This window comes from Pseudomonas sp. FBF18 (genome assembly GCF_024261405.1).
GTDB classification, from domain to species: Bacteria; Pseudomonadota; Gammaproteobacteria; order Pseudomonadales; family Pseudomonadaceae; genus Aquipseudomonas; species Aquipseudomonas palmensis.
Window position 1 is genome coordinate 100,943 of record NZ_QKRS01000008.1, and the last position, 23,761, is coordinate 124,703.

General features: G+C 65.5%; 24 protein-coding genes and 1 other RNA gene. 16 read left to right on the forward strand and 9 right to left on the reverse strand.

The window, feature by feature from the left end; genetic code table 11:
• The 6 genes from rho (at position 1) to DN387_RS14545 (ending at position 5,982) form a co-directional block, all read left to right on the forward strand.
• Positions 1–1,260, forward strand: coding sequence for a transcription termination factor Rho (gene rho, locus DN387_RS14520; RefSeq protein WP_043863391.1), 1,260 nt, complete (start codon positions 1–3; stop codon positions 1,258–1,260).
• A 125-nt stretch (positions 1,261–1,385) separates the two neighbouring features.
• Entirely contained in the window at positions 1,386–2,852 is a 1,467-nt protein-coding gene (ubiD, locus tag DN387_RS14525) for a 4-hydroxy-3-polyprenylbenzoate decarboxylase (RefSeq protein ID WP_054915496.1), read from the forward strand.
• Positions 2,852–3,820, forward strand: coding sequence for a CDP-6-deoxy-delta-3,4-glucoseen reductase (locus DN387_RS14530; protein ID WP_043863393.1), 969 nt, complete (start codon positions 2,852–2,854; stop codon positions 3,818–3,820). The genes ubiD and DN387_RS14530 overlap by 1 nt, the downstream gene beginning before the upstream one ends.
• 276 nt (positions 3,821–4,096) lie before the next feature.
• Positions 4,097–4,747 (forward strand): gamma-glutamylcyclotransferase, encoded by a 651-nt coding sequence (locus DN387_RS14535; RefSeq protein WP_043863394.1) that lies wholly within the window; start codon positions 4,097–4,099, stop codon positions 4,745–4,747.
• A gap of 51 nt (positions 4,748–4,798) precedes the next feature.
• The gene (locus DN387_RS14540; RefSeq protein WP_082405753.1) at positions 4,799–5,440 is read left to right on the forward strand and encodes an energy transducer TonB; all 642 of its coding nucleotides are present in this window, start codon (positions 4,799–4,801) and stop codon (positions 5,438–5,440) included.
• 11 nt (positions 5,441–5,451) lie between these two features.
• The gene (locus tag DN387_RS14545) at positions 5,452–5,982 is read left to right on the forward strand and encodes a CbrC family protein (RefSeq protein ID WP_054915498.1); all 531 of its coding nucleotides are present in this window, start codon (positions 5,452–5,454) and stop codon (positions 5,980–5,982) included.
• Between the two features lie 61 nt (positions 5,983–6,043).
• Here the strand turns inward: DN387_RS14545 and DN387_RS14550 are convergent, their stop codons facing one another.
• On the reverse strand, positions 6,044–7,021 hold the full coding sequence (locus DN387_RS14550; protein ID WP_054915499.1) for an NADPH:quinone oxidoreductase family protein: 978 nt from the start codon (positions 7,019–7,021) through the stop codon (positions 6,044–6,046).
• A 156-nt stretch (positions 7,022–7,177) separates the two neighbouring features.
• Between DN387_RS14550 and DN387_RS14555 the strand changes: the two genes are divergently transcribed.
• Positions 7,178–7,588, forward strand: a complete 411-nt coding sequence (locus tag DN387_RS14555) for a flagellar basal body-associated protein FliL (RefSeq protein WP_054915500.1) — start codon at positions 7,178–7,180, stop codon at positions 7,586–7,588.
• On the opposite strand, the gene DN387_RS14560 is transcribed toward DN387_RS14555, so the two are convergent.
• The 4 genes from DN387_RS14560 to DN387_RS14575 form a co-directional block, all read right to left on the reverse strand.
• Positions 7,589–8,698 (reverse strand): ABC transporter permease, encoded by a 1,110-nt coding sequence (locus tag DN387_RS14560; RefSeq protein ID WP_043863399.1) that lies wholly within the window; start codon positions 8,696–8,698, stop codon positions 7,589–7,591.
• Positions 8,698–11,433, reverse strand: coding sequence for a ribosome-associated ATPase/putative transporter RbbA (gene rbbA, locus DN387_RS14565; protein ID WP_054915501.1), 2,736 nt, complete (start codon positions 11,431–11,433; stop codon positions 8,698–8,700). Before rbbA ends, DN387_RS14560 begins: the two co-directional genes overlap by 1 nt.
• Entirely contained in the window at positions 11,430–12,389 is a 960-nt protein-coding gene (locus DN387_RS14570) for an HlyD family secretion protein (RefSeq protein WP_080922916.1), read from the reverse strand. Before DN387_RS14570 ends, rbbA begins: the two co-directional genes overlap by 4 nt.
• 101 nt (positions 12,390–12,490) lie before the next feature.
• Positions 12,491–12,940, reverse strand: coding sequence for an EVE domain-containing protein (locus DN387_RS14575; RefSeq protein WP_054915502.1), 450 nt, complete (start codon positions 12,938–12,940; stop codon positions 12,491–12,493).
• A gap of 210 nt (positions 12,941–13,150) precedes the next feature.
• Between DN387_RS14575 and DN387_RS26070 the strand changes: the two genes are divergently transcribed.
• Positions 13,151–13,273: a hypothetical protein gene (locus DN387_RS26070; RefSeq protein WP_255001640.1), complete on the forward strand. Its 123-nt coding sequence runs from the start codon at positions 13,151–13,153 to the stop codon at positions 13,271–13,273.
• Between the two features lie 16 nt (positions 13,274–13,289).
• Here DN387_RS26070 and DN387_RS14580 read toward each other — a convergent pair whose 3' ends face one another.
• From DN387_RS14580 to DN387_RS14595, 4 genes are all read right to left on the reverse strand, one after another.
• Positions 13,290–13,895, reverse strand: coding sequence for a 5-formyltetrahydrofolate cyclo-ligase (locus DN387_RS14580; RefSeq protein ID WP_054915503.1), 606 nt, complete (start codon positions 13,893–13,895; stop codon positions 13,290–13,292).
• Between the two features lie 86 nt (positions 13,896–13,981).
• A non-coding RNA gene (gene ssrS / locus DN387_RS14585) (6S RNA) lies at positions 13,982–14,159 on the reverse strand.
• A 19-nt stretch (positions 14,160–14,178) separates the two neighbouring features.
• The gene (locus DN387_RS14590; protein WP_043863404.1) at positions 14,179–14,496 is read right to left on the reverse strand and encodes a cell division protein ZapA; all 318 of its coding nucleotides are present in this window, start codon (positions 14,494–14,496) and stop codon (positions 14,179–14,181) included.
• Positions 14,493–14,702 (reverse strand): TIGR02449 family protein, encoded by a 210-nt coding sequence (locus DN387_RS14595; RefSeq protein WP_043863405.1) that lies wholly within the window; start codon positions 14,700–14,702, stop codon positions 14,493–14,495. Before DN387_RS14595 ends, DN387_RS14590 begins: the two co-directional genes overlap by 4 nt.
• A gap of 153 nt (positions 14,703–14,855) precedes the next feature.
• Here DN387_RS14595 and DN387_RS14600 point away from each other — a divergent pair, with 153 nt between their 5' ends.
• From DN387_RS14600 to gcvH, 8 genes are all read left to right on the forward strand, one after another.
• Positions 14,856–15,410: a YecA family protein gene (locus DN387_RS14600; protein WP_043863406.1), complete on the forward strand. Its 555-nt coding sequence runs from the start codon at positions 14,856–14,858 to the stop codon at positions 15,408–15,410.
• A gap of 26 nt (positions 15,411–15,436) precedes the next feature.
• The gene (pepP, locus tag DN387_RS14605; protein ID WP_043863469.1) at positions 15,437–16,771 is read left to right on the forward strand and encodes a Xaa-Pro aminopeptidase; all 1,335 of its coding nucleotides are present in this window, start codon (positions 15,437–15,439) and stop codon (positions 16,769–16,771) included.
• The gene (gene ubiH, locus DN387_RS14610; RefSeq protein WP_043863407.1) at positions 16,768–17,964 is read left to right on the forward strand and encodes a 2-octaprenyl-6-methoxyphenyl hydroxylase; all 1,197 of its coding nucleotides are present in this window, start codon (positions 16,768–16,770) and stop codon (positions 17,962–17,964) included. The genes pepP and ubiH overlap by 4 nt, the downstream gene beginning before the upstream one ends.
• Before the next feature lie 36 nt (positions 17,965–18,000).
• Positions 18,001–19,218, forward strand: coding sequence for a 2-octaprenyl-3-methyl-6-methoxy-1,4-benzoquinol hydroxylase (locus tag DN387_RS14615; RefSeq protein WP_236171758.1), 1,218 nt, complete (start codon positions 18,001–18,003; stop codon positions 19,216–19,218).
• 105 nt (positions 19,219–19,323) lie between these two features.
• A complete protein-coding gene (locus DN387_RS14620; RefSeq protein ID WP_043863409.1) occupies positions 19,324–20,325 on the forward strand; it encodes an extracellular solute-binding protein in 1,002 nt (333 codons plus the stop codon).
• Between the two features lie 151 nt (positions 20,326–20,476).
• Positions 20,477–22,099: an iron ABC transporter permease gene (locus DN387_RS14625; RefSeq protein WP_054915505.1), complete on the forward strand. Its 1,623-nt coding sequence runs from the start codon at positions 20,477–20,479 to the stop codon at positions 22,097–22,099.
• A 118-nt stretch (positions 22,100–22,217) separates the two neighbouring features.
• Positions 22,218–23,300 carry a glycine cleavage system aminomethyltransferase GcvT gene (gene gcvT / locus DN387_RS14630; RefSeq protein ID WP_043863411.1) on the forward strand — a complete coding sequence of 361 codons (1,083 nt, stop codon included), beginning with the start codon at positions 22,218–22,220 and terminating at the stop codon, positions 23,298–23,300.
• Between the two features lie 45 nt (positions 23,301–23,345).
• Positions 23,346–23,729 (forward strand): glycine cleavage system protein GcvH, encoded by a 384-nt coding sequence (gene gcvH, locus DN387_RS14635; protein WP_043863412.1) that lies wholly within the window; start codon positions 23,346–23,348, stop codon positions 23,727–23,729.
• Positions 23,730–23,761: the final 32 nt, after the last annotated feature.

Consider the following 23,761-nt stretch of genomic DNA (forward strand, 5'->3'; position numbering starts at 1 on the left):
ATGAATCTGACTGAACTCAAGCAAAAGCCGATTACCGATCTGCTCGAATTGGCCGAACAGATGGGCATAGAAAATATGGCCCGTTCGCGCAAGCAGGACGTGATTTTCTCCCTGTTGAAAAAGCACGCGAAAAGCGGCGAGGAAATCTCCGGTGACGGCGTGCTGGAGATTCTCCAGGACGGTTTCGGCTTCCTGCGTTCGGCTGACGCTTCGTACCTGGCCGGCCCGGACGACATCTATGTCTCGCCCAGCCAGATTCGTCGCTTCAACCTGCGTACCGGTGACACCATCGTCGGCAAGATCCGCCCGCCCAAAGAAGGCGAGCGCTACTTCGCGCTGCTCAAGGTCGACACCATCAACTACGACCGTCCGGAAAACGCGAAGAACAAGATCCTCTTCGAAAACCTGACGCCGTTGTTCCCGAACAAGCGCCTGAAGATGGAAGCCGGCAACGGTTCCACCGAGGACCTCACCGGTCGCGTCATCGACCTGTGCGCGCCGATCGGCAAGGGCCAGCGCGGCCTGATCGTCGCCCCGCCGAAAGCGGGCAAGACCATCATGCTGCAGAACATCGCGGCCAACATCACCCGCAACAACCCCGAGTGCCACCTGATCGTGCTGCTGATCGACGAGCGCCCGGAAGAAGTGACCGAGATGCAGCGCACCGTGCGCGGCGAAGTGGTCGCCTCCACCTTCGACGAGCCGCCAACCCGTCACGTGCAAGTGGCCGAGATGGTCATCGAGAAGGCCAAGCGCCTGGTCGAGCACAAGAAGGACGTGGTCATCCTGCTCGACTCGATCACTCGTCTGGCCCGTGCCTACAACACCGTGATCCCGAGCTCCGGCAAGGTGCTGACCGGTGGTGTCGACGCCCACGCCCTGGAGAAGCCGAAGCGTTTCTTCGGTGCTGCACGTAACATCGAGGAAGGCGGTTCGCTGACCATCATCGCCACCGCGCTGGTCGAGACCGGCTCGAAGATGGACGAAGTGATCTACGAAGAGTTCAAGGGTACCGGCAACATGGAACTGCCCCTGGACCGTCGCATTGCCGAGAAGCGCGTGTTCCCGGCCATCAACATCAACCGTTCGGGTACCCGTCGCGAAGAGCTGCTGACCGCCGACGACGAGCTGCAGCGCATGTGGATCCTGCGCAAGCTGCTGCACCCGATGGACGAGATCGCTGCCATCGAGTTCCTGGTCGACAAGCTCAAGCAGACCAAGACCAACGACGAGTTCTTCCTGTCGATGAAGCGCAAGTAACACGGGCGGTACGCAAGAGCCGGGGAAACCCGGCTTTTTGCTATCTGTACATTGTCTATTCTGGCGGGCGGGGTTCGGCGCTACACTTTGCACCCCGACCGCTACGGCGAACACGAGGCTCCCGCATGCAGTATCGCGATTTGCGCGACTTTATCCGCGGCCTGGAACAGCGCGGCGAACTCAAGCGCATTCAGGTCCCCATCTCCCCGATCCTGGAAATGACCGAGGTCTGCGACCGCACCCTGCGTGCCAAGGGCCCGGCGTTGCTGTTCGAGAACCCTACCGGTTACGACATTCCGGTGCTGGGCAACCTGTTCGGCACCCCGGAGCGCGTGGCCATGGGCATGGGCGCCGAGTCGGTCAGCGAACTGCGCGAGATCGGCAAGCTGCTGGCCTTCCTCAAGGAGCCCGAGCCGCCCAAGGGGCTGAAGGACGCCTGGTCGAAGCTGCCGATCTTCAAGAAGGTCATCTCGATGGCGCCCAAGGTGGTCAAGGATGCGCCCTGCCACGACGTGGTGATCGAGGGGGACGACGTCGATCTTGGCGCGCTGCCGATCCAGCACTGCTGGCCGGGCGACGTGGCGCCGCTGATCACCTGGGGCCTGACCGTGACCCGAGGTCCGAACAAGGACCGCCAGAACCTGGGTATCTATCGCCAGCAGGTCATCGCCCGCAACAAGGTCATCATGCGCTGGCTGAGCCACCGTGGCGGCGCGCTGGACTACCGCGAGTGGTGCGAGAAGCACCCTGGCCAGCCGTTCCCGGTGGCCGTGGCACTGGGCGCCGACCCGGCGACCATCCTCGGCGCGGTGACCCCGGTGCCCGACAGCCTGTCCGAGTACGCCTTCGCCGGCCTGCTGCGCGGCAACCGTACCGAGCTGGTCAAGTGCCGCGGCAATGACCTGCAGGTGCCCGCCACCGCCGAGATCATCCTCGAAGGCGTGATCCACCCCGGCGAGATGGCGCCCGAAGGCCCGTATGGCGATCACACCGGCTACTACAACGAAGTCGACAGCTTCCCGGTGTTCACCGTGGAGCGCATCACCCACCGCACCAAGCCGATCTATCACAGCACCTACACCGGGCGTCCGCCTGACGAGCCGGCGATTCTGGGCGTGGCGCTGAACGAAGTGTTCGTGCCGATCCTGCAGAAGCAGTTCCCCGAGATCACCGACTTCTACCTGCCGCCTGAAGGCTGCTCGTACCGCATGGCGGTGGTCACCATGAAAAAACAGTACCCAGGGCACGCCAAGCGCGTGATGCTGGGGGTGTGGTCGTTCCTGCGCCAGTTCATGTACACCAAGTTCGTGATCGTCACCGACGACGACATCAACGCGCGGGACTGGAACGACGTGATCTGGGCCATCACCACGCGCATGGACCCCAAGCGCGATACCGTGATGATCGACAACACACCGATCGACTACCTGGACTTCGCCTCGCCGGTTTCCGGCCTGGGCTCGAAGATGGGCCTGGATGCCACCCACAAGTGGCCGGGCGAAACCACCCGCGAGTGGGGGCGTGTCATCGTCAAGGACGAGGCCGTCACCCGACGCATCGATGAGCTGTGGACACAGTTGGGAATAGACTGATGCAGGTTACCTTGCAGCCCTCCGGGGCGGTGCTGGCACTGAACCCTGGTGAGCGCATACTGGATGGGGCCCGACGTCTGGGCTATGACTGCCCGCAGAGCTGCCGCAATGGCAATTGCCATGTGTGCGCGGCACTGCTGGTGGAAGGCCGTGTGCGCCAGGATGGCGAGGTGAAGGACCATGGCGAGCTGTACACCTGCATCGCCGAGCCGCTGGAGGATTGCGTGTTGCTGTGGGATGGCGTGTTGGCCCTGGGCGAGCTGCCGGTGCGCAAGCTGGCCTGCCAGTTGAGCGAATGTGTCGAGGTGGGCGGCGACGTGTGGCGCGTGCGTCTGCGCGCGCCGGCCGGCAAGCCGCCGCGCTACCACGCCGGGCAGTACCTGATGATCGAGCGCGAAGCTGGCGACAAGGCCGCGTTCTCGCTGGCCTCGGCGCCACACAGCGGGCGTGACCTGGAGCTGCACGTGCTGGCCCGCGAGAGCAGTGCACTGGAACTGATCGCACAGTTGCAGCGCAACCGCATGGCGCGGGTGGAGCTGCCGTTTGGCGACACGCACCTGGCCGAACTGCCGGACGGGCCGCTGGTACTGATTGCTGCCGGTACCGGCATGGCGCAGATGCACAGCCTGATCGAACATTGCCGGGCCAGCGGCTTCAAGCACCCGGTGCACCTGTACTGGGGAGTGCGCCGCCCGGAAGACTTCTATCAGATCGAGCACTGGGACGAGTGGGCAACGCTGCCCAACCTGTTCCTGCACAAAGTGGTGAGCGACCTGTGCGGCTGGGAGGGGCGCTGCGGACTGCTGCACGAGGCCGTGTGCGAAGACATTGCCGACCTTGCGGGCGTGCACGTGTATGCTAGTGGCTCGCCCACCATGATCTACGCCACCCTCGATGCCCTGGTGGACGCTGGCATGGACGCACACCAGATGCGCGCCGATGTATTCGCTTATGCCCCGCGCGGCTAACTTAGGTAATAACGGCGCGTTGCAATAACGCGCCGATTCAAATAACCCGATTGTGCCTCGTTGGTTATAAGTGTTGGCCGCGTTAATTATTGCAAGCACCGCCAAAAACTATTACTACACTTGAAACAGCAGGCCTGAAAGCCCCGGTGCCGGGGGCTTTGTTTGCAACGGGGGCTTGTATTCGAGCGGCCATCTGCCGTACGGTCGATGTATTGTTAGTGCAATGACTTTACAGTGGGCCACTTCAGTAGTTCACGAGGAATTCTGGCGGCGATCATGTCGGCAATTGAAACTGCACCCTCGAGTTTGGCGTACCCTCCGGTGCTCGACTTCGGTCAGCAACTGACCCACGAGCAACTTCGACAATCGGTTGATCACACCATGTCCCGCCATCAGGGCGGCCCGGTCTGGCTGTTTGCCTATGGCTCGCTGATCTGGCGACCGGAATGCAGCGCGGCCGAGCGCCGGCGCGCACGCGTGCATGGCTATCATCGCGGCCTGTACCTGTGGTCCCACGAGCACCGCGGCACTCCGGAGTGCCCGGGGCTGGTGTTCGGCCTGGACCGTGGTGGCTCGTGCAGCGGCTTTGCCTATCGGCTGCCCGAAGAGCGCCTGGAGGATTCATTGCTGGCGCTGTGGCAGCGCGAGATGCCGTACCCGGCGTACCGTCCGCACTGGCTCAACTGCCGCCTCGAGGACGGCAGCAAGGTGCAGGCACTGGGCTTCGTGCTGGAGCGGCACTTGCCGTGCTATGCCGGCAACCTGCCCGACACCTTGCTCAGCCATATCCTGGCCAGCGCCAAGGGTCGCTACGGCACCACCCGCGACTATGTCGAGCAGACCCTTTCGGCGCTGCGCACCCATGCCATGCCCGACCGCAACCTGGAGGCACGCTTCAAGCGTTGTCATTCGGCGGACAAGGCGTGAAGCCTGCGGTACCATCGCGCCCCTTATCAATGGACGTGTTGGGAATCAGGGATGAAACGCTGGCTTGGAATACTGTTGTGCTGGTGCTGCGCCGTGCAGGCCGAGCATGTGCCCACGTTCGCGCAGCCCCCGGCCCCGGTATACCCGAGGGCCATGAGGCTGGTGGGCCTGGAGGGCGCTGTGCGCATCGGCTACCAGGTCGATTCGCGCGATGGCTCGGTCAGCCATGTAACCGTCAAGCACAGTGATCATGCGTTGTTCAGTGCGTCTGCAGAAGCGGCCATCGCAAAGGTGCGGTTCGAACCCTGGACGGTGGCCGCGGGCGAGCCGGTGAAAACCGATGTGGTGCAGAGCCTGCTCTTTCGCATGGATGAGCAGTCCATGGCGATGACCCTGGATGCCCAGGCCGCGTTGCCGCAGCTGCAGTGCAAGCTGTTCAACTATTACCTGACCACCTACCGTCAGATCCGCTCGCATCAGCCGCTGTGGCAGATGGACAGCGTGGCCACGTCCATCGGCTTGCTGGCCAGGACGTCACCCGCATCGCCCACCCTGCTGCAGTTCAAGCAGGCGCATCAGGCGTTCGAGGCAGCGCTGCCGTCTATCGAGCGGCGCTGCGCCGGGCAGCCCGACCTGATGTTCATCGACGCCTGGCCGCAGCAACTGCGTGACCTTGCGCTCAAGCAGCTGTGAGAAGGAATGCCATGACAACACCACTTCCGGTCTTTACCTATTACCCCGGCAAGGTTCATTACATCGTGGCCAGCAGCGAGGCTTGCGTGTGCTGCGGGCAGGCGCGTGGTTACCTGTATGACGGCACGCTGTACACCGCGCAGACACTCGAGGGCGATATCTGCCCGTGGTGCATCGCCGATGGTTCGGCGGCCAGGCGCTACGACGGCAGTTTCCATGATGTGTATGCGATGGGGGAGGCGGGCATAAAGCCTGAGGTGCTCGACGAGATCGCCTACCGCACGCCGGGCTATCCCACATGGCAGGACAGCCAGTGGATGCACCATTGCGGTGACGCCTGCGAGTTCCACGGGGACGCCAGCGCCGAGGACATCAGTGAGGCCACGCCGGCGACCCGGGAGCACTGGGCCGAGTACAACGGCATGACCGTGGAGGACTGGTCGTGGGCCGCGGTGGGGTATGCGCCGGGCGGGGATACCGGGTTCTACAAGTTCGTGTGCCGTGGGTGCAAGCAGGTGCTGCTGGCCTGGGACATGAGCTGACGTTCACGCCTCTATCGCGGGTCAAGTCCGCTCCCACAGGGCAGTGCGGGAGCGGGCTTGGCTATCGCACAGACACCACCAGCTTGCCCACCGCCTTGCGCCCCGCCAATTGCTCGATTGCAGCCCCGGCATCGGCCAGTGGGTAGGTCTGCGACACCAGTGGTTTCAGCTTGCCCTCGGCATGCCACGCAAACAGCTGCTTGAAGTTCGCGGCGTTATCCGCCGGCTGGCGCTGCGCGAACGCACCCCAGAACACCCCCAGCACCGCCGCGCCCTTGAGCAGCGTCAGGTTCACCGCCAACTGCGGGATCTGCCCGCTGGCGAACCCCACCACCAGCATCCGTCCGTTCCACGCCAGCCCGCGCACCGCCTGCTCGAACAGCTCGCCGCCCACCGGGTCGAAAACCACGTCCACGCCCTGGCCACCGGTCAGGCGCTTGATCTCGTCCTTGAGGCCGCTTTCGCTGTAGTTGATCAGCTCGTCGGCACCGGCAGCCTTGGCCACGGCCAGCTTGTCGGCGCTGCTGGCCGCTGCGATCACCCGCGCGCCCAGGGCCTTGCCGATCTCCACCGCCGCCAGCCCGACCCCGCCCGACGCGCCCAGCACCAGCAGGGTTTCCCCTGCTTGCAGCTGCCCGCGCTGGGTGAGCGCGTACATCGAGGTGCCGTAGGTCATGCCGAATGCGGCAGCCGTGGCGAAGTCCATGTGCGCCGGGATCGGCATCACGTTGTAGCCCGGCACCGCAATCTGCTCGGCAAAGCTGCCCCAGCCGGTCAGCGCCATCACCCGGTCGCCCACCTTCAACGGCCCGGCCTTTTCGCCCACCTCCAGCACTACCCCTGCTGCTTCGCCACCCGGCGAGAACGGCAGTGGCGGCTGGAATTGGTACTTGCCCTGGATGATCAGGGTGTCGGGAAAGTTGACCCCCGCCGCATGCACCTGCACCAGCACTTCATTGCGTTTGGGCACGGGGCTGGCGACCTCTTCGAGGACCAGGTCGCTGGCCGGACCATGGGCTTTGCACAACACGGCTTTCATCAGGGCTATTCCTTTGCGGGTGGTGGCCGATAAGTGTAGGTGGGCAGGGTGTCGGGTCAACGAGCATGCCCCGGCCTGATAAGCCGGCATAAGCCCGGGCTTGGGTTTGGCGAAGGCGCTGGGTATGCTGGCGCCAACTGTTTGAGGAGCGAATTGGTGAAAGCGTGGATCTTGATGGTACTGGCCCTGATGCTGCCAGCGGCGGCCATGGCCGAAGAAGCCAAGGACGGAGAGGGCGCGCCGAAGGTGTCGTACATCTCCCTGACCCCGCCACTGGTGGGCAACTATGCCCTTGATGGCGGCCCCAAGCTGCGCGTGTACAAGGCCGATGTGGCGTTGCGCGTGGACAACGATGTGGATGCGGCCGCGGTCAAGCACCACGAACCGCTGATCCGCAACCAGCTGGTGGCCCTGTTCACCCAGCAGAGCCTGGACGGCATGAGCAACGTCGAGGCCAAGGAACACCTTCGCCAGGAAGCCCTCAAGCAGGTGCAGCAGGTGCTCAACGGCGAAGAAGGCCGGCCGGTGGTGGCCGACCTGCTGTTCAACAACCTGATCGTGCAGTAGTCACGAAGCCAGGCTGCGGCGAAAGCGTGCCAGGGCGATCGCAAAGAACGCCAGGCCGATCGCCGCCAGCGCCAGCAGGTCCGGCCACACCACCGATGCGTCGGCGTCGCGGAACAGGATCGCGGCACCCAGGCTGACGAAGTGGGTGGAGGGTGACAGTTGCATCACCCACTGCAGCCATTGCGGCATGCTGTCCAGCGGCGTGCTGCCGCCCGACAGCAACAGCATCGGGATGATCACCGGGATCGCCAGCAAGCCGAACTGCGGGGTCGAGCGCGCCAGTGTGGCGAGGAAGATCCCCAGCGCGGTACTGGCGAACAGGTACAGCGCGGTCACGCCCAGGAACAACCCCATGGAGCCGGCCAGTGGCACTCCCAATGCCCCCTTGACCACCACCTCCAGCGACACCCAGGTGCACAGCACCACCACCAGTGCGTTGCTGCCGATCTTGGCCAGCATGATTTCCAGTGCCGTCAGTGGCAGTACCAGCAGGTGGTCGAGGGTGCCGTGCTCGCGTTCGCGCAGCAGCGCAGTGCCGGTCAGCACGATGGCCAGGATGGTGATGTTGTTGACGATCTGGATCACCGCCAGAAACCAGCCGCCCTCCAGGTTGGGGTTGAACAGCGCCCGTGGGCTCAGCAGCGCCGGGCTCTGCACGGCCTGCTTGGCGTAGTCGAGCAGCTCGCGTTCGAAGATCCGCCCGATGTAGCCGGCGCCCATGAACGCCTGGCTCATGGCGGTGGCGTCGACGTTCACCTGCAGTTCCGGGGTGCGCCCGGCCAGCAGGTCGCTCTGGAAGTTCACCGGGATATTGATCACGAAGGTGTACTGGCCGCTGTCCATGGCCTGGTCGAGCTGGTCGTAGGGCAGCGTCACCGCCGGCTGGAACTCCGGCGGTTGCAGCGCCTCGCCCAGCTTGCGCGAGACCAGGCTGTGGTCTTCGTCGACGATGGCCACGCTGGCGTTGTGCACGCCGATCACCGAGCCGGCGGCGGGCATGTAGATGGCCACGCTGAAGGCATACAGCAGAAACAGCAGCAGCACGCTGTCGTGGCGCAGGCTGGTCAGCTCCTTGAGACCGAGGCGGTAGATATGGGCCAGGCGCTGCATCAGACCTCCTGCTTTTTCAGCATGATCAGGCTCAGCCCGGTGAAGCCGGCGAAGAACCCGAACAGGGCCAGGCACTGTGGCCATAGTTCGCGCAGGTCCAGGGCCTTGGTGAAGGTGCCGACGGCAATGTCGAGGAAGTAGCCGGCCGGGAACAGCTGACCCATCAGTGCTGCCGCGCCATCGAGAGAAGAGCGCGGCACGATCAGCCCGGAGAACTGGATGGTCGGCAGGCTGGTGATGATCATGGTGCCCAGGATCGCCGCGATCTGGGTGCGGGTGAACGCCGAGATTAGCAGCCCCAGGCTGGTGGTGGCCAGCAGGTACAGCACCCCGCCGCAGGCCAGGGCCAGCGCGCTGCCCTTGAACGGCACGTCGAACAGCCAGCGGTTCATCGCCACCAGCAACGCCAGGTTGACCAAGCTCACCAGCAGGTACGGGGCCTGCTTGCCGAGCAGGAACTCCAGGCGCGTGAGCGGCGTGGCGTAGAAGTTGGTGATCGAGCCCAGCTCTTTTTCACGCACGATGCCCAGCGCCGTGAGCATCGCGGGAATGAACGCCAGGATCAGCGCCATCACTCCGGGGCCGATGGCGTTCACGCTGATCACGTCCTGGTTGTAGCGAAAGCGGGTTTCAAGCTTTACCGCTGCCTGGCCTGGCTGTGCGCGGCTGCTCAGCGCGGCGAGCTGTTCGAGGTTGGCCTGGTGCACGGCCTCCACATAGTTGCGGCTGGTTTCGGCGCGAAACGGCATGCCGCCATCGAGCCAGGCCGCCACCACCGGCTGGCGCCCGGCATTCAGGTCGCGGCCAAAGCCGGGGGGAATCTCCAGCGCCAGCTTGATTTCCGAGCGTTGCAGGCGCTTGTGCAGTTGCGCGGCGTCGCGGATCGGCGCCTGTTCGGCGAAGTAGCGCGAGCCGCGAAACGCTTCCAGGTACAGACGGCTTTGCGGGCTCTGGTCCTGGTCGTAGACCGCGAATGCCAGGTTCTCCACGTCCAGCGAAATGCCGTAGCCGAAGATCACCATCATGAACAGCGCACCGAGCAGGGCGAAGGCCAGGCGCACCTTGTCGCGCAGCAGCTCCTTGCCTTCGCGGGTGGCTACCGCGAACAGCCGCACGAAGCTGAAGCCGCTACGGGGTGGCGGGCTGGTGGCCTCGGCGGTGGTGCTCACCGGTTGGGCCTCGGTCGGCGCCGGGCTGCTGTTCTGCGCCTGTTCCAGGCAGGTGACGAAGGCGTCTTCCAGGGTCTGGCCACCGAACTGCTGTTGCAGCGCGGCTGGGGTATCGCAGGCCAGCACACGGCCGGCGTGCATCAGCGAGATGCGATCGCAGCGCAGCGCCTCGTTCATGAAGTGGGTGGACAGGAAAATGGTCACGCCCTGCTCGCGGGACAGCTCGATCAGCAGGCGCCAGAAGTCGTCGCGTGCGGCCGGGTCGACGCCGGAGGTGGGTTCGTCGAGGATCAGCACTTCAGGCCGGTGCAGCACCGCCACGGCCAGCGAAAGGCGCTGGCGCAGGCCCAGCGGCAGGGCGCCGGACTGCTGGTCGGCAATGTCGCCCAGGTCGAAGCGCTCGATCAGTTCGGCGATGCGCGGGGTGCTGTCGGCCTTGTTCAGGTCGAACAGGCGCGCGTGCAGCTCGAGGTTCTGACGCACGCTCAGTTCGCCATACAGCGAAAAGCTCTGGGACATGAAGCCGACGCGCTTGCGCGTGGCCAGGTCCTTGGCGTCGACCGGGCGGCCGAGCAGGGTGGCGCTGCCTTCGCTGGCCGGCATCAGGCCGGTGAGCACCTTCATGGTGGTGGTCTTGCCGCAGCCGTTGGAGCCCAGGAAACCGAAGATCTCGCCACGGCCGATGGCGAAGCTGACCTTGTTCACTGCGGTGAAGTCGCCGAAGCGCAGGGTCAGTTCATGGGCCTCGATGGCGATGTCGCCGTCGTCGGCCGGGCGTGGCGGGATCACCAGCGGCGCCTGGGTGCGGCTGCGGTCATCCTGCTGCTGGCTCTGGTAGCAGGTGAAGGCGTCGTCCAGCTTGCCGCTGGCGGTGGCGCCGGCCAGCTCGCGGCTCAGCCCCTGGGCGATCAGGCGACCACGGTCGAGCATCAGACAGTGCTCGAACTGTTCGGCCTCTTCCATGTAGGCGGTGGCCACCAGCAGGGTCAGTTGCGGACGCTCGCCGCGCACCTGCTCCACCAGCTCCCAGAAGCGCCGGCGCGACAGCGGGTCGACGCCGGTGGTGGGCTCGTCGAGAATCAGCAGGTCGGGCTCGTGGATCAGTGCGCAGCACAGCCCGAGTTTCTGCTTCATGCCCCCGGAGAGCTTGCCTGCCGGGCGCTCGGCAAAGCGTTCCAGGTCGGTGGCCAGCAGCAGCGCGTGCATGCGCGTGTCGCACTCGGTGCGGCTCAGGCCGAACAGCGTGGCGAAGAAGCGGATGTTCTCGCTGATCGACAGCTCGGGGTACAGGTTGCCGCCCAGGCCCTGGGGCATGAAGGCGATGCGCGGGTACAGGCTGTTGCGGTGGCGGCGCTGGCGGATCGAGCCGTCCAGCACCTGCAACTCGCCCTGTTGCAGCTTCTTGACCCCGGCAATCAGCCCCAGCAGGCTCGACTTGCCCGCACCGTCCGGGCCGATCAGGCCGCAGCGGGTGCCTGCCGGCAGTTCAAAGCAGATGTTTTGCAGGGCCTCGAGGGAGCCGTAGCGGTGGCTGATGCCACGCGCCTGCAGCGCCAGGGCCGTCATTGCAGGTTGGCCGGCCAGTCCACGGGGGCGCTACGCACATAGCCGGCGCCGGGCATGCCCGGCTTGGCCTGGGGCACCGCGCTGGGCTCGGTCAGGCGCAGCTTGACGCGAAACACCAGCTTCTGGCGCTCGTCACGGGTTTCCACCTGCTTGGGGGTGAACTGCGCCTTGGCTGCCACGAAGCTGATCTTGGCCGGCAGCGCGCGGTCGGGCAGGGCATCGAGCACGATGCGCGCCTGGTCGCCCACGGTCAGCTTGCCGGTGGTGGAGGCGGGCAGATAGAGGTTCATGTACTGGTCGCTGGGGTCGATCAGCAGCAGTACGCGCCCGCCGGCCCCGAGCACTTCGCCCGGTTCGGCCAGGCGCAGCTGGATCACGCCATCGATGGGCGCGCGCAGGCTGCTGTCGTCGATTTCGCTGGTGAGCTGGGCCACCTGGGCCTCGGCGGCACCGATGGCGGCCTTGATTGCCGCGAGTTGCGCTCGCGCTGCCACCACGGCTGAATTGCTGGTGTCGTAGCGGGCCTGCTGCTGGTCGAGCAATTGCTGGCTGGAGTACTTGCGCTGGAACAGTTCGCGCACGCGCTTGAGTTCCTGGCTGGCCAGCAGCTGTTCGCTCTGGCGCAGCTGCACGGTGGCCTGGGCGGCCGCGTAGTTCTCGCGGGCACGCAGTACTTCGGCTTCGGCCTGGTTGCGCTGGGCCTCCATGGTGCGGGTGTCGATGCGCGCCAGCAGTTGGCCCTTGTGCACCACGTCGCCCTCGTCGGCCAGCACTTCGGCCAGGCGCCCCGGCACTTTGGTGGCGATCTGCACCTCGGTGGCCTCAAGGCGACCGTTGCCCATGCTCAGGCCTTCGGGCAGACGGTCGTGCATGGACTTCCAGTAGCCCAGGCCGCCGGCTGCCACCAGCAGCGCAATCAGCGCGCCGGCAAAGAGTTTGGGGGTGTGTTGGCTCATCGACATGCACCTGCATCCTGCTGCGTTTGACGTCAGAGTCTGACGTTTTGCCTACCGTGGCGGGTTGATACGTATCAAACGAGTGGGCATCTTACGCGAAATTAACGTAGTGCGAGCACCGCGCCCCATTGTTCGTCCGTCACCGGCATCACCGACAGGCGGCTGCCCTTCTGTACCAGTGGCAGTTCGGCCAGTGCCGCCTGTTGCTTGAGGTAGCCAAGGCCCAGCACCTTGCGCATGGTTTCCACATGCTCCACGTCCACTGCGCTCCACGGGTTCTTCTCGGCGCTGGCCTTGGCGTCGAAGTAGTGGCTCTCGGGGTCCAGCGCGGTGGGGTCGGGGTAGGCGGCGGTGGTGATGCGGGCAATACCGGCGATGCCGGGCTCGGGGCAGCTGGAGTGGTAGAAGAAGAACAGGTCGCCCACCGCCATGGCGCGCATGAAGTTGCGCGCCTGGTAGTTGCGCACCCCGTCCCAGCGCGCCTGGCCGAGGCGGGCGAGGTCTTCGATCGAGAGCTCGTCGGGCTCGGATTTCATCAGCCAGTAGGCCATCGTTGACGCTCCAGACAAAGTTTGAAATAACCTGTTGCATGAAACCGACAGCCGGTTGGCGTCAACGTTTGCGTGTGGCACCAGGTTGTCGGAGAATGCGCGCATTTTAAGCTTGACGCTGCTGCACGGCATAATAAAAACCGTTGCTGTCATCGTGATGAGTTTGCCTGAGGGGGGCAATCGATGAATCGCAAACCGGATTTGCTCTGGGTGCTCGTTTTTCTGTTTGGCCTGGGTGTGGTCACCACCGGCTATGCACAAAGCCTGTGGGAACAGAAACTCGAAACAGCCGCCTACGAGATGCCGGCCGCCCCGACCCCCGTCAAGCGTTGAACCTTGCGGCGCCCGTTCAGGGTGCCAGGTACCACCCCCTGTCCGATACCGTGCCCTGCAGCGGCACGTCCCAACTGGCCTGGGCCAGTCGTTGCACTTTCTGGCATTCGTGCGCCAGCCCCAGCAGCAGGGGTTTCTTCCAAGCCTTGCGCCGCCCCTGATACGCCAGGCTGCGGTCATAGAACCCGCCGCCCATGCCCAGTCGCCCACCCGTCTCGTCGAAACCCACCAGCGGCAGCAGGATCAGGTCCAGTGCCCAGGTGGGTCGCTGGCGTGTGAGATTGATGCGTGGTTCGGGGATGCGGAAGCGGTTGGGGCGCAGTTTTTCACCGTGCTCGAAGCGCTGGAAGGCCATGCGGGTTCTGGGCCAGGCGTGCAGCACCGGCAGGTAGGTATGCTTGCCTCGACGTTGAGCTTCGCGCAGCAGCAGGCGCGGGTCGATCTCGCTGTCGTTGGGCAGGTACAGGGCAATGTGCCGGGCACGACGAAACAGCGGGTGCTGCGCCAGTTGCCGGTACAGACCGCGCGCGGCACGGCGCTGTTCGGCCGGGCTGAGGGCACGGCGGGCATCACGGAGCAGACGACGAAGTTGGGGGCGGGTAAGCGGCGCGATGTCGGTCATGGCACGGGCGGTCCCTGGGGCGACTGCCACGCAGGGGTGGCAGTGCATGTGCGTGCGCCGCTGGGTGGGCGCAGGCTGGAGAATTCAGGCTCCCCGACGAACCGCTGTCGGTGTAGCCCTTGAACCCGAAAGTTCAAGGTGGAGATTACAGGAGGCGTTAAGGCTTTCCGTCAAGCGGACATGCACACCGGCCCCACGTGCAACCCCCGTGGTTGTGCGTATCGGCTCAGGGACATGACCGACTGGCAAGCACTCCAGGGAGTGGTCGGAGTATACCCGAAACTCAGGCCGGTTTTGAACCCGCGTCGTCGGCCAATGCCTGATCGACACGTTCGAGCAGGTCGCGCACCTGTTCACGGGTGGCACCGCCGGTGGGCGCCTGCGGGCGCTCCTGATTGTGCAGCAGGTCGTGGGTGATGTTCAGCGCCGCCATCACCGCGATACGGTCGGCGCCGATCACCTTGCCGCTGCTGCGGATCTCGCGCATCTTGCTGTCCAGGTAGCGCGCTGCGCTGACCAGGTTGCTGCGCTCTTCCGGCGGGCAGATGATCGAATACTCCTTGTCGAGGATCTGAACGGTGACGCTATTGCTTGAACTCATGAGTCTTGCTCCAGGGCCTTGAGCCGCGAAATCATCGATTCGACCTTACGCCGGGCGATCTCGTTTTTTTCGATGAGGTGGGCGCGCTCCTCGCGCCAGGATTTTTCCTGAGCTAATAGGAGTGCATTTTGCCGCTTTAGTTGCTCGACACGTTCGATCAACAGCTCGAATCGGCCCATCAGCGCTTGCAGGTCGTTCTCTGGCATGACGTGCCACTCGCTTTTGTCAGACGGGTCTTACCCGCTCATTAAGTTCCGGCATGCCCCGAATTGGCGGCGTCGATGGTCTTGGCGCGCCTGCCGGTGCTAGGATACAAGGCCTTCATTCTAGTCATTGCGCCGTCTGGCGCCTAGCTGCCCATGCCCATTACGAATTCGCCATACACCGCTTTTGCCACCTTGCTCACCAGCAACGGTCACCCTGTTTCGCCTGCCGAGCTTCACGGCTTGTTGCTCGGGCGCAGCTGCGCCGGCGCCGGCTTCGATGCCGACGGCTGGTTGGCCGATGCGGCCCACCTGCTGGAAGTCGATCCTGTAGACAATGTTCGTAACGCTTTGATCGGCCTGCAGGAGATGGTCAAGGGCGAACTCACCGGTGAAGAAGTCACCGTCGTGCTGTTGCTGCCCACCGACGATGCCCCGCTGACCGAGCGTGCCATCGCCCTGGGCGAGTGGTGCAAAGGCTTCCTGTACGGCTTCGGCCTCAACTCGGCAGGCCTGAGCCTGAGTGCCGAAGCCAAGGAAGTGCTGGGTGACCTGGACGCCATTTCCCAGGTCCAGGATGCACTGGAAGAATCCGAAGACGGCGAAAGCGACTATATGGAAGTGATGGAGTACCTGCGCGTCGCGCCGATGCTGCTGTTCTCCGAGCTGGCCAAGCCACAGGCGCCTGCGCCCAAGCCTTCCTTGCACTAAATGCCGAACAGGGGTTCCTCGTGCCAATAGCCCATATCCCCAAAGCGGAGTATGCCCGTCGTCGCAAGGCGCTGATGGCGCAGATGGAACCCAACAGCATCGCCATCCTGCCCGCGGCCGCGGTGGCCATTCGCAACCGCGACGTGGAGCATGTGTACCGCCAGGACAGCGACTTCCAGTACCTCAGCGGCTTCCCGGAGCCCGAGGCGGTGATTGCGCTGATCCCCGGCCGCGAGCACGGTGAGTACGTGCTGTTCTGCCGCGAGCGCAACCCCGAGCGCGAGCTGTGGGACGGCCTGCGCGCCGGCCAGGAAGGCGCGATACGCGAATACGGCGCGGACGATGCGTTCCCCATCACCGACATCGACGACATCCTGCCGGGCCTGATCGAAGGCCGCGACCGGGTGTACTCGGCCATGGGCAGCCACCCCGAATTCGACCGCCACCTGATGGAGTGGATCAACGTGATCCGCTCCAAGGCCAACCTCGGCGCCCAGCCACCGAACGAGTTCGTTGCGCTGGATCATCTGCTGCACGACATGCGCCTGTATAAATCGGCCACGGAAGTGAAGGTGATGCGCGAGGCCGCGGCGATTTCGGCACGCGCCCATGTGCGGGCCATGCAGGCCTGCCGCGCCGGGTTGCACGAATACAGCCTGGAGGCCGAGCTGGACTACGAGTTCCGCAAGGGCGGGGCGAAGATGCCGGCCTACGGCTCGATCGTGGCATCGGGTCGCAACGCCTGCATCCTGCATTACCAGCAGAACGACGCCCTGCTCAAGGACGGCGACCTGGTACTGATCGACGCCGGGTGCGAGATCGACTGCTACGCCAGCGACATCACCCGCACCTTCCCGGTCAGCGGGCGCTTTTCGCCGGAGCAGAAAGCGATCTACGAGCTTGTGCTCAAGGCCCAGGCTGCAGCCTTTGCCGCGATTGCACCGGGCAAGCACTGGAACCATGCCCACGAGGCCACCGTGCAGGTGATCACCGAAGGGCTGGTGGAGCTGGGGCTGCTCAAGGGCGACGTGCCGGCGCTGATCGAGGCCGAGGCCCATCGGGCCTTCTACATGCACCGCGCCGGTCACTGGCTGGGGCTGGATGTGCACGACGTCGGCGAGTACAAGGTCGCCGACCAGTGGCGCGTGCTGGAGCCGGGCATGGCCCTGACGGTGGAGCCGGGCATCTACATTGCTGCCGACAACCAGAGCGTCGCGAAGAAGTGGCGCGGTATCGGCGTACGAATCGAGGACGACGTAGTGGTGACCAAGCAGGGCTGTGAAATCCTGACCTCCGGCGTACCGCGCACGGTGGCCGAAATCGAAGCATTGATGGCGGCTGCACGCAGCCACGCCGCATGAGCCGGGTCAACCTTGCCATCATCGGTGGCGGCCTGGTCGGTGCCAGCCTGGCGCTGGCCCTGCAGGCCGGGGCCAGGGCGCGTGGCTGGAAGATCCTGCTGATCGAGCCGTTCGCCCCCGGCGACAGCTTCCAGCCCAGTTACGACGCACGTTCCTCGGCGCTTTCCTACGGCACCCGGCAGATCTACGAGCGTCTGGGCCTGTGGCAGCCGATCAGCCGCCGCGCCGAACCGATCCGCCAGATCCAGGTGTCCGACCGTGGCCGCTTTGGCGCCACCCGCCTGGACGCCCTGGAAGAAGGCGTGCCGGCACTCGGCTACGTGGTCGAGAACGCCTGGCTCGGCCAGTGCCTGTGGCAGGGGCTGGATGCCGAGGTGGTGACTTGGCGCTGCCCGGCGCAGGTCAGCGCGATGCAGCCGCTGGCCGACGGCTACCGCCTGACACTGGATGACGACACCACGGTGGACTGCGACCTGGCGGTACTGGCCGACGGCGGGCGTTCCGGGCTGCGCGAGCAGTTGGGCATCCACGTCAGCCAGCGTCCGTACAACCAGAGTGCGCTGATCGCCAACATCACCCCGAGCGAGGCCCATTGCGGGCAGGCGTTCGAACGCTTCACCGATGACGGCCCGATGGCCTTGCTGCCGCTGCCGGAAAACCGCTGCGCGCTGGTCTGGACCCGTGCCGGAATGGATGCCAGACGGCTGGCCGAGATCGACGAGCGAGCCTTCCTGGCCGAGCTGCAAGGCGTGTTCGGCTACCGTCTGGGCACCTTGCGCCAGGTGGGCGCGCGTCACCTCTACCCGCTGTCGCTGGTAGAGGCCCAGGAGCAGGTGCGCTCGCACCTGGTGGTGCTGGGCAACGCCGCGCACAGCCTGCATCCGATTGCCGGGCAGGGTTTCAACCTGTCGCTGCGCGACGTGCAGTCGCTGGCCGACGGTCTGCTGGCCGGGCCTGAAGTACCGGGCGACCTGGCGACCCTGCAGGCCTACCGCGAGCGCCAGCGCCTGGACCAGGACATGACCGTGGGCTTCTCCGACAAGGTCACGCGGTTGTTCGGCAGCGGCCAGCCGTTGCTCGCCACCGGGCGCAACCTGGGCCTGCTGGGCCTGGACCTGCTGCCCCCGGCCAAGCGCTGGTTCGCCCGCCAGGCCATGGGCCTGGGTACACGCCCGGACCAGCCTGGCCAATGACCCCTTCTTCTCTTTATCGGGCTTGAAAGCATGGAAATGCGCGCAGATCTGTTGATTGTCGGTGCCGGAATGGTCGGTAGCGCCCTGGCCCTGGCCTTGCAGCACAGTGGCCTGGACATCCTGCTGCTCGACGGCAGCCCCCTGACGGTCAAGCCGTTCGATGCACAGGCACCCTTCGAGCCGCGAGTCAGCGCGCTGTCGATGGCCAGCCAGCGCATCCTCGAGCGCGTGGGCGCCTGGCAGCACATCCGCGAGCGGCGCCTGAGCCCGTATTCGGACATGCACGTGTGGGACGGCAGCGGCACCGGGCAGATCCACTTTTCGGCCGCCAGCGTGCACGCCGAGGTGCTCGGCCACATCGTCGAGAACCGCGTGGTGCAGGACGGTCTGCTGCAGCGCCTGCACGACAGCGAGATCGGCCTGCTGGCCAACGCCCGCCTGGAGCAGATGCGCCGCAGTGGCGACGACTGGCTGCTGACCCTGGCCGATGGCCGCACCCTGCGCGCGCCGCTGGTAATTGCGGCTGACGGCGCCAACTCGGCGGTGCGCCGCCTGACCGGCTGCCAAACCCGTGAGTGGGACTACCTGCACCACGCCATCGTGACCAGCGTGCACTGTGCCGAGCCGCACCAGGCCACAGCCTGGCAGCGCTTCACCGATGACGGCCCGCTGGCGTTTCTGCCACTGCTGCGCGACGGCCAGCAGCACTGGTGCTCCATCGTGTGGTCGACCACGCCTGCGCAGGCCGAGCGCCTCATGGCCCTGCCGGACGAAGCCTTCTGCGCCGAGCTGGAGCGGGCCTTCGAGGGCCGCCTGGGCACGGTGCTGGCTGCCGACCCACGGTTATGCGTACCGCTGCGCCAGCGCCATGCCAAGCGCTACGTGGCCGAGGGCCTGGCGTTGATCGGCGATGCGGCCCACACCATTCACCCGCTGGCCGGGCAGGGCGTGAACCTTGGCTTTCTGGATGCGGTGGTGCTGGCCGAAGTGCTGCAGCATGCCCATGAGCGCGGCGAGCGCCTGGCCGACGTGCGCGTGCTGAGCCGCTACGAACGACGGCGCATGCCGCACAACCTGGCCTTGATGGCCGCAATGGAGGGCTTCGAGCGCCTGTTCCAGGCCGACCCGCTGCCGCTGCGCTGGCTGCGCAACAGTGGCCTGAAGTGGGTGGAGCAACTGCCGGAGGCCAAGGCGCTGTTCGTGCGCCAGGCGCTGGGGCTGAGCGGCGACCTGCCGGAGCTGGCACGGGCCTGAGGCGGCACCGCAACATCTGGTAACTCCTCCCTTGGCAGTTCGGTTGAGAAGGCAAATGGCATTCACTACCATTTGCGCCTCTCCCGCATTCCGAGGACCGCCTTCATGTTGCCACGCAAGCATCTACTCGCCGCCCTGGCGCTCACCCTGCTGGGCGGTACCGCACAGGCGGCGGACGAGGTGGTGGTGTATTCCTCGCGTATCGACGAGCTGATCAAGCCGGTATTCGATGCCTACACCAAGGAAACCGGGGTCAAGGTCAAGTTCATCACCGACAAGGAAGCGCCGTTGATGCAGCGCATCAAGGCCGAGGGCAGCAACGCCACCGCCGACCTGCTGCTGACCGTGGATGCCGGCAACCTCTGGCAGGCCGAGCAGATGGGTATCCTGCAGCCGATCAAGTCGGCCGTGATCGACGCCAACATTCCCCCGCAGTATCGCGCTTCGTCCCATGACTGGACGGGCCTGAGCCTGCGCGCACGGACCATTGCCTACGCCACCGACCGGGTCAAGCCCGAGGAGCTGAGCACCTACGAGGCGCTGGCCGGCAAGGAATGGGAAGGGCGCTTGTGCCTGCGTACCGCCAAGAAGGTCTACAACCAGTCGCTGACCGCGACCCTGATCGAAACCCACGGCGCCGAGAAGACCGAAGAGATCCTCAAGGGCTGGGTGAACAACCTGTCCACCGACGTGTTCTCGGATGACGTGGCAGTGCTCAAGGCCATCGAGGCCGGGCAGTGCGACGTGGGCATCGTCAATACCTACTACTATGGCCGCCTGCACAAGGAGCAGCCGCAGCTGCCGATCAAGCTGTTCTGGCCCAACCAGGCCGACCGTGGCGTGCACGTCAACCTGTCGGGCATCGGCTTGACCCGGCACGCGCCGCACAAGGAGGCCGCGATCAAGCTGGTGGAGTGGATGACCGGGCCGCAGGCGCAGAAGATCTTCGCCGATGTGAACCAGGAGTTCCCGGCCAACCCCAAGGTGGAACCTTCGGCAGAAGTGGCGGCGTGGGGCAAGTTCAAGGCCGACAGCCTGCCGGTGGAAGTGGCGGGCAAGCGTCAGGCTGAAGCGATTCGCCTGATGGATCGGGCTGGCTGGAACTGAGCGCAAGGCTTTATTCTTGCGGGGCCCCTGTCGGGGCCCATCGCGGGTCAAGCCCGCTCCTACAGGGATCACCGTGGCCCTTGTGGGAGCGGGCTTGACCCGCGATAGACCGCAACGCGGTCGCTCTCACCTTCGCCAGAGATCTCCCCCCGTGTCACACCCCGCCCAACGCCGCTGGTACCCCCTGGTCTTCACCGTCTGCGCGTTGGTGCTGCTGCCGCAGAGCGTGCTGGTGCTGTCGTGGCAGAGCATCGACCTGCAGATCTGGTCGCACCTGCTCGACACCCAGATGAGCCGCCTGTTGGGCAACACCCTGACCTTGATCCTCGGCGTGGGCGTCGGCGTCACCGTGCTGGGCGTGAGCCTGGCCTGGCTCACCAGCCTGTGCGAATTCCCCGGCCGACGCTGGCTCGACTGGGCATTGATGCTGCCTTTCGCCATCCCCGCCTATGTGCTGGCGTTCGTCTTCGTCGGTTTGCTGGACTTCTCCGGCCCGGTGCAAACCCTGCTGCGCGAATGGTTCGGCCCCATGCGCCTGCCGCGCGTGCGCTCCACCGGCGGGGTGATCATCGTGCTGGTGCTGGTGTTCTACCCCTATGTCTACCTGCTGGCACGTACCGCCTTCCTGGCTCAGGGCAAGGGCCTGATGGAAGCGGCGCGGGTGCTCGGGCAATCGCCGCTGCAAGCCTTCTGGCGCGTGGCCCTGCCCATGGCGCGGCCGGCGATCGGCGCGGGCGTGGCGCTGGCGCTGATGGAAACCCTGGCCGACTTCGGCGCGGTGGCCGTGTTCAACTTCGACACCTTCACCACCGCCATCTACAAGACCTGGTACGGCTTCTTCAGCCTCTCCAGCGCCGCCCAGCTCGCCAGCCTGTTGCTGCTGGCCGTCATGCTGGTGCTGTACGGCGAGCGCCGGGCCCGCGGTGCGGTACGCAGCAGCAACGAGCGGCCCCGCGTGGCGGCGCTGTACCACCTGCGCGGGGTCAAGGCGCTGGCTGCCAGCAGCTGGTGCCTGCTGGTGTTCGCCTGCGCGTTCGTTATCCCGGTGCTGCAGTTGCTGGTGTGGTTCTGGCAGCGCGGGCGTTTCGACCTCGACGAGCGCTATGGCGCGCTCATCCTGCATACCCTGTACCTGGGCGCCATGGCTGCGCTGATCACCGTGGCGGTGGCACTGCTGCTGGCGTTTGCCCGACGCCAGGCCCCCACCCGCGTGGTGCGCGCCGGGGTCAGCCTGGCCAACCTGGGCTACGCCTTGCCCGGCTCGGTATTGGCGGTGTCGATCATGCTGGCCTTCAGTTACCTCGACAACCAGCTGGTGGTGCCGCTTTCGAGCTGGCTTGGCGGTGCCGGCCGCCCGCTGCTGATGGGCAGCCTGGCGGCACTGCTGCTGGCCTATCTGGTGCGCTTCATCGCCGTGGCCTACGGCCCCTTGGAAAACAGCCTGGGGCGCATTCGGCCCTCGCTGCCGGAGGCCTCGCGCAGCCTCGGGGTCAGCGGCCCGCGATTGTTTTTCAAGGTGTATCTCCCGCTGCTGGTGCCGGGTGCGCTGAGCGCAGCGCTGCTGGTGTTCGTCGATGTGCTCAAGGAGATGCCCGCCACCCTGCTGATGCGCCCGTTCGGTTGGGACACCCTGGCGGTGCGGGTATTCGAGATGACCAGCGAGGGCGAGTGGTCGCGTGCCTCGCTGCCGGCGTTGACGCTGGTGCTGGTGGGGCTGCTGCCGGTCATCGGGTTGATAAGGCGTTCGGCGCGTCACCCGGGTCAGAGTCACTGAGGGTGTAAGGCTGCGCCCTTGCGGCTACAATGCGCGGCATTCGCTGCGGCCGATCAGCACCGGGTAGCTGAAACGCTGCCCTCAGCCGCAGCCTCGCCACGCCCGGAAGGAGAAACCCATGGGACAGCGTACGCCTCTTTATGACCTGCACCTGGCGCTTGGCGCCAAGATGGTCGATTTTGGCGGTTGGGACATGCCCCTGCATTACGGCTCGCAAGTCGAGGAGCACCATCAGGTGCGCCGCGACTGCGGGGTCTTCGATGTCTCGCACCTCACCGTGATCGATGTGCACGGCGCCCAGGCCACGCCCTGGCTGCGCTGGTTGCTGGCCAACGATGTAGCCAGCCCGAATGCCCACGGCAAGGCCCTGTACAGCACCCTGCTCAACGAACAGGGCGGGGTGATCGACGACCTGCTGGTCTACCGCACCGACGACGGCTACCGCCTGGTGGCCAACGCCGCCACCCGCGACAAGGACCTGGCCTGGCTGCAGGCCCATATCGGCGACTACGACGTGCAGGTGCGCGAGCGTCCCGAACTGTCGATCTTCGCTGTGCAGGGCCCGCATGCGCGGGACAAGCTGGCCGAACTGGTGAGCAGCGACCGTGCGGCGCTGATTCGTGAACTGGCCCCCTTCGAAGGCCGCAGCAGTGGCGACTGGTTCATCTCGCGTACCGGCTACACCGGCGAAGACGGCCTGGAGATCACCCTGCCGGCAGAGCAGGCCCCGGCGTTCTTCAACGACCTGGTCGGCGCCGGTATTGCCCCCAGCGGGCTGGGCGCGCGCGATACCTTGCGCCTGGAAGCGGGCATGACGCTGTACGGACAGGACATCGACGAGGCACACTCGCCACTGACCTCCAACCTGGCCCACAACATCGCCCTGGAACCGGCCGACCGCGACTTCATCGGACGCCGTGCGCTGGAGGCAGAACAGGCCGCAGGCGTGCAGCTGAAGCTGGTCGGCCTGGTGCTCGAGGAACGCGGTGTGCTGCGTGCGCATCAGGTGGTGCGAATCGCACAGATTGGCGAAGGGGAGATCACCAGTGGTAGTTTCTCTCCTACGCTGAGCAAGGCGATTGCCCTGGCCCGCGTGCCGGTGGCTACCGCCGACCGCGCCGAGGTGGAAATTCGCGGCAAGTGGTACCCGGTACGGGTGGTCAAGCCGACCTTCGTGCGCCAGGGCAAGATCCTGATCTGAATTCATTCCGGCGGGCCGACCGCTGACCTGTTGAGGAAAGACACTATGAGCAATATCCCCGCCGACCTGCGTTTTGCCGAGAGCCACGAGTGGGCCAGGCTGGAAGCCGACGGTACCGTCACCGTGGGCATCAGCGACCACGCCCAGGAGGCTCTGGGCGACGTGGTATTCGTCGAACTGGCCGAGGTCGGCAAGGTGTTCGCGGCCAAGGACGCCGCCGGGGTGGTGGAGTCGGTGAAAGCCGCTTCGGATATCTACGCGCCGGTCAGCGGCGAAGTGATCGCGGTCAACGAAGACCTCAGCGACAGCCCTGAGAACCTGAACAACGATCCTTACGCCAGCTGGATCTTCAAGCTCAAGCCGTCCAACCCGGCAGAGCTGGAGCAGTTGCTGGACGCCGCCGGCTACAAGGCCGCCATCGGCGAGTAGTTTTTCCCGCACGAACGGCAATCCCTTCCTAG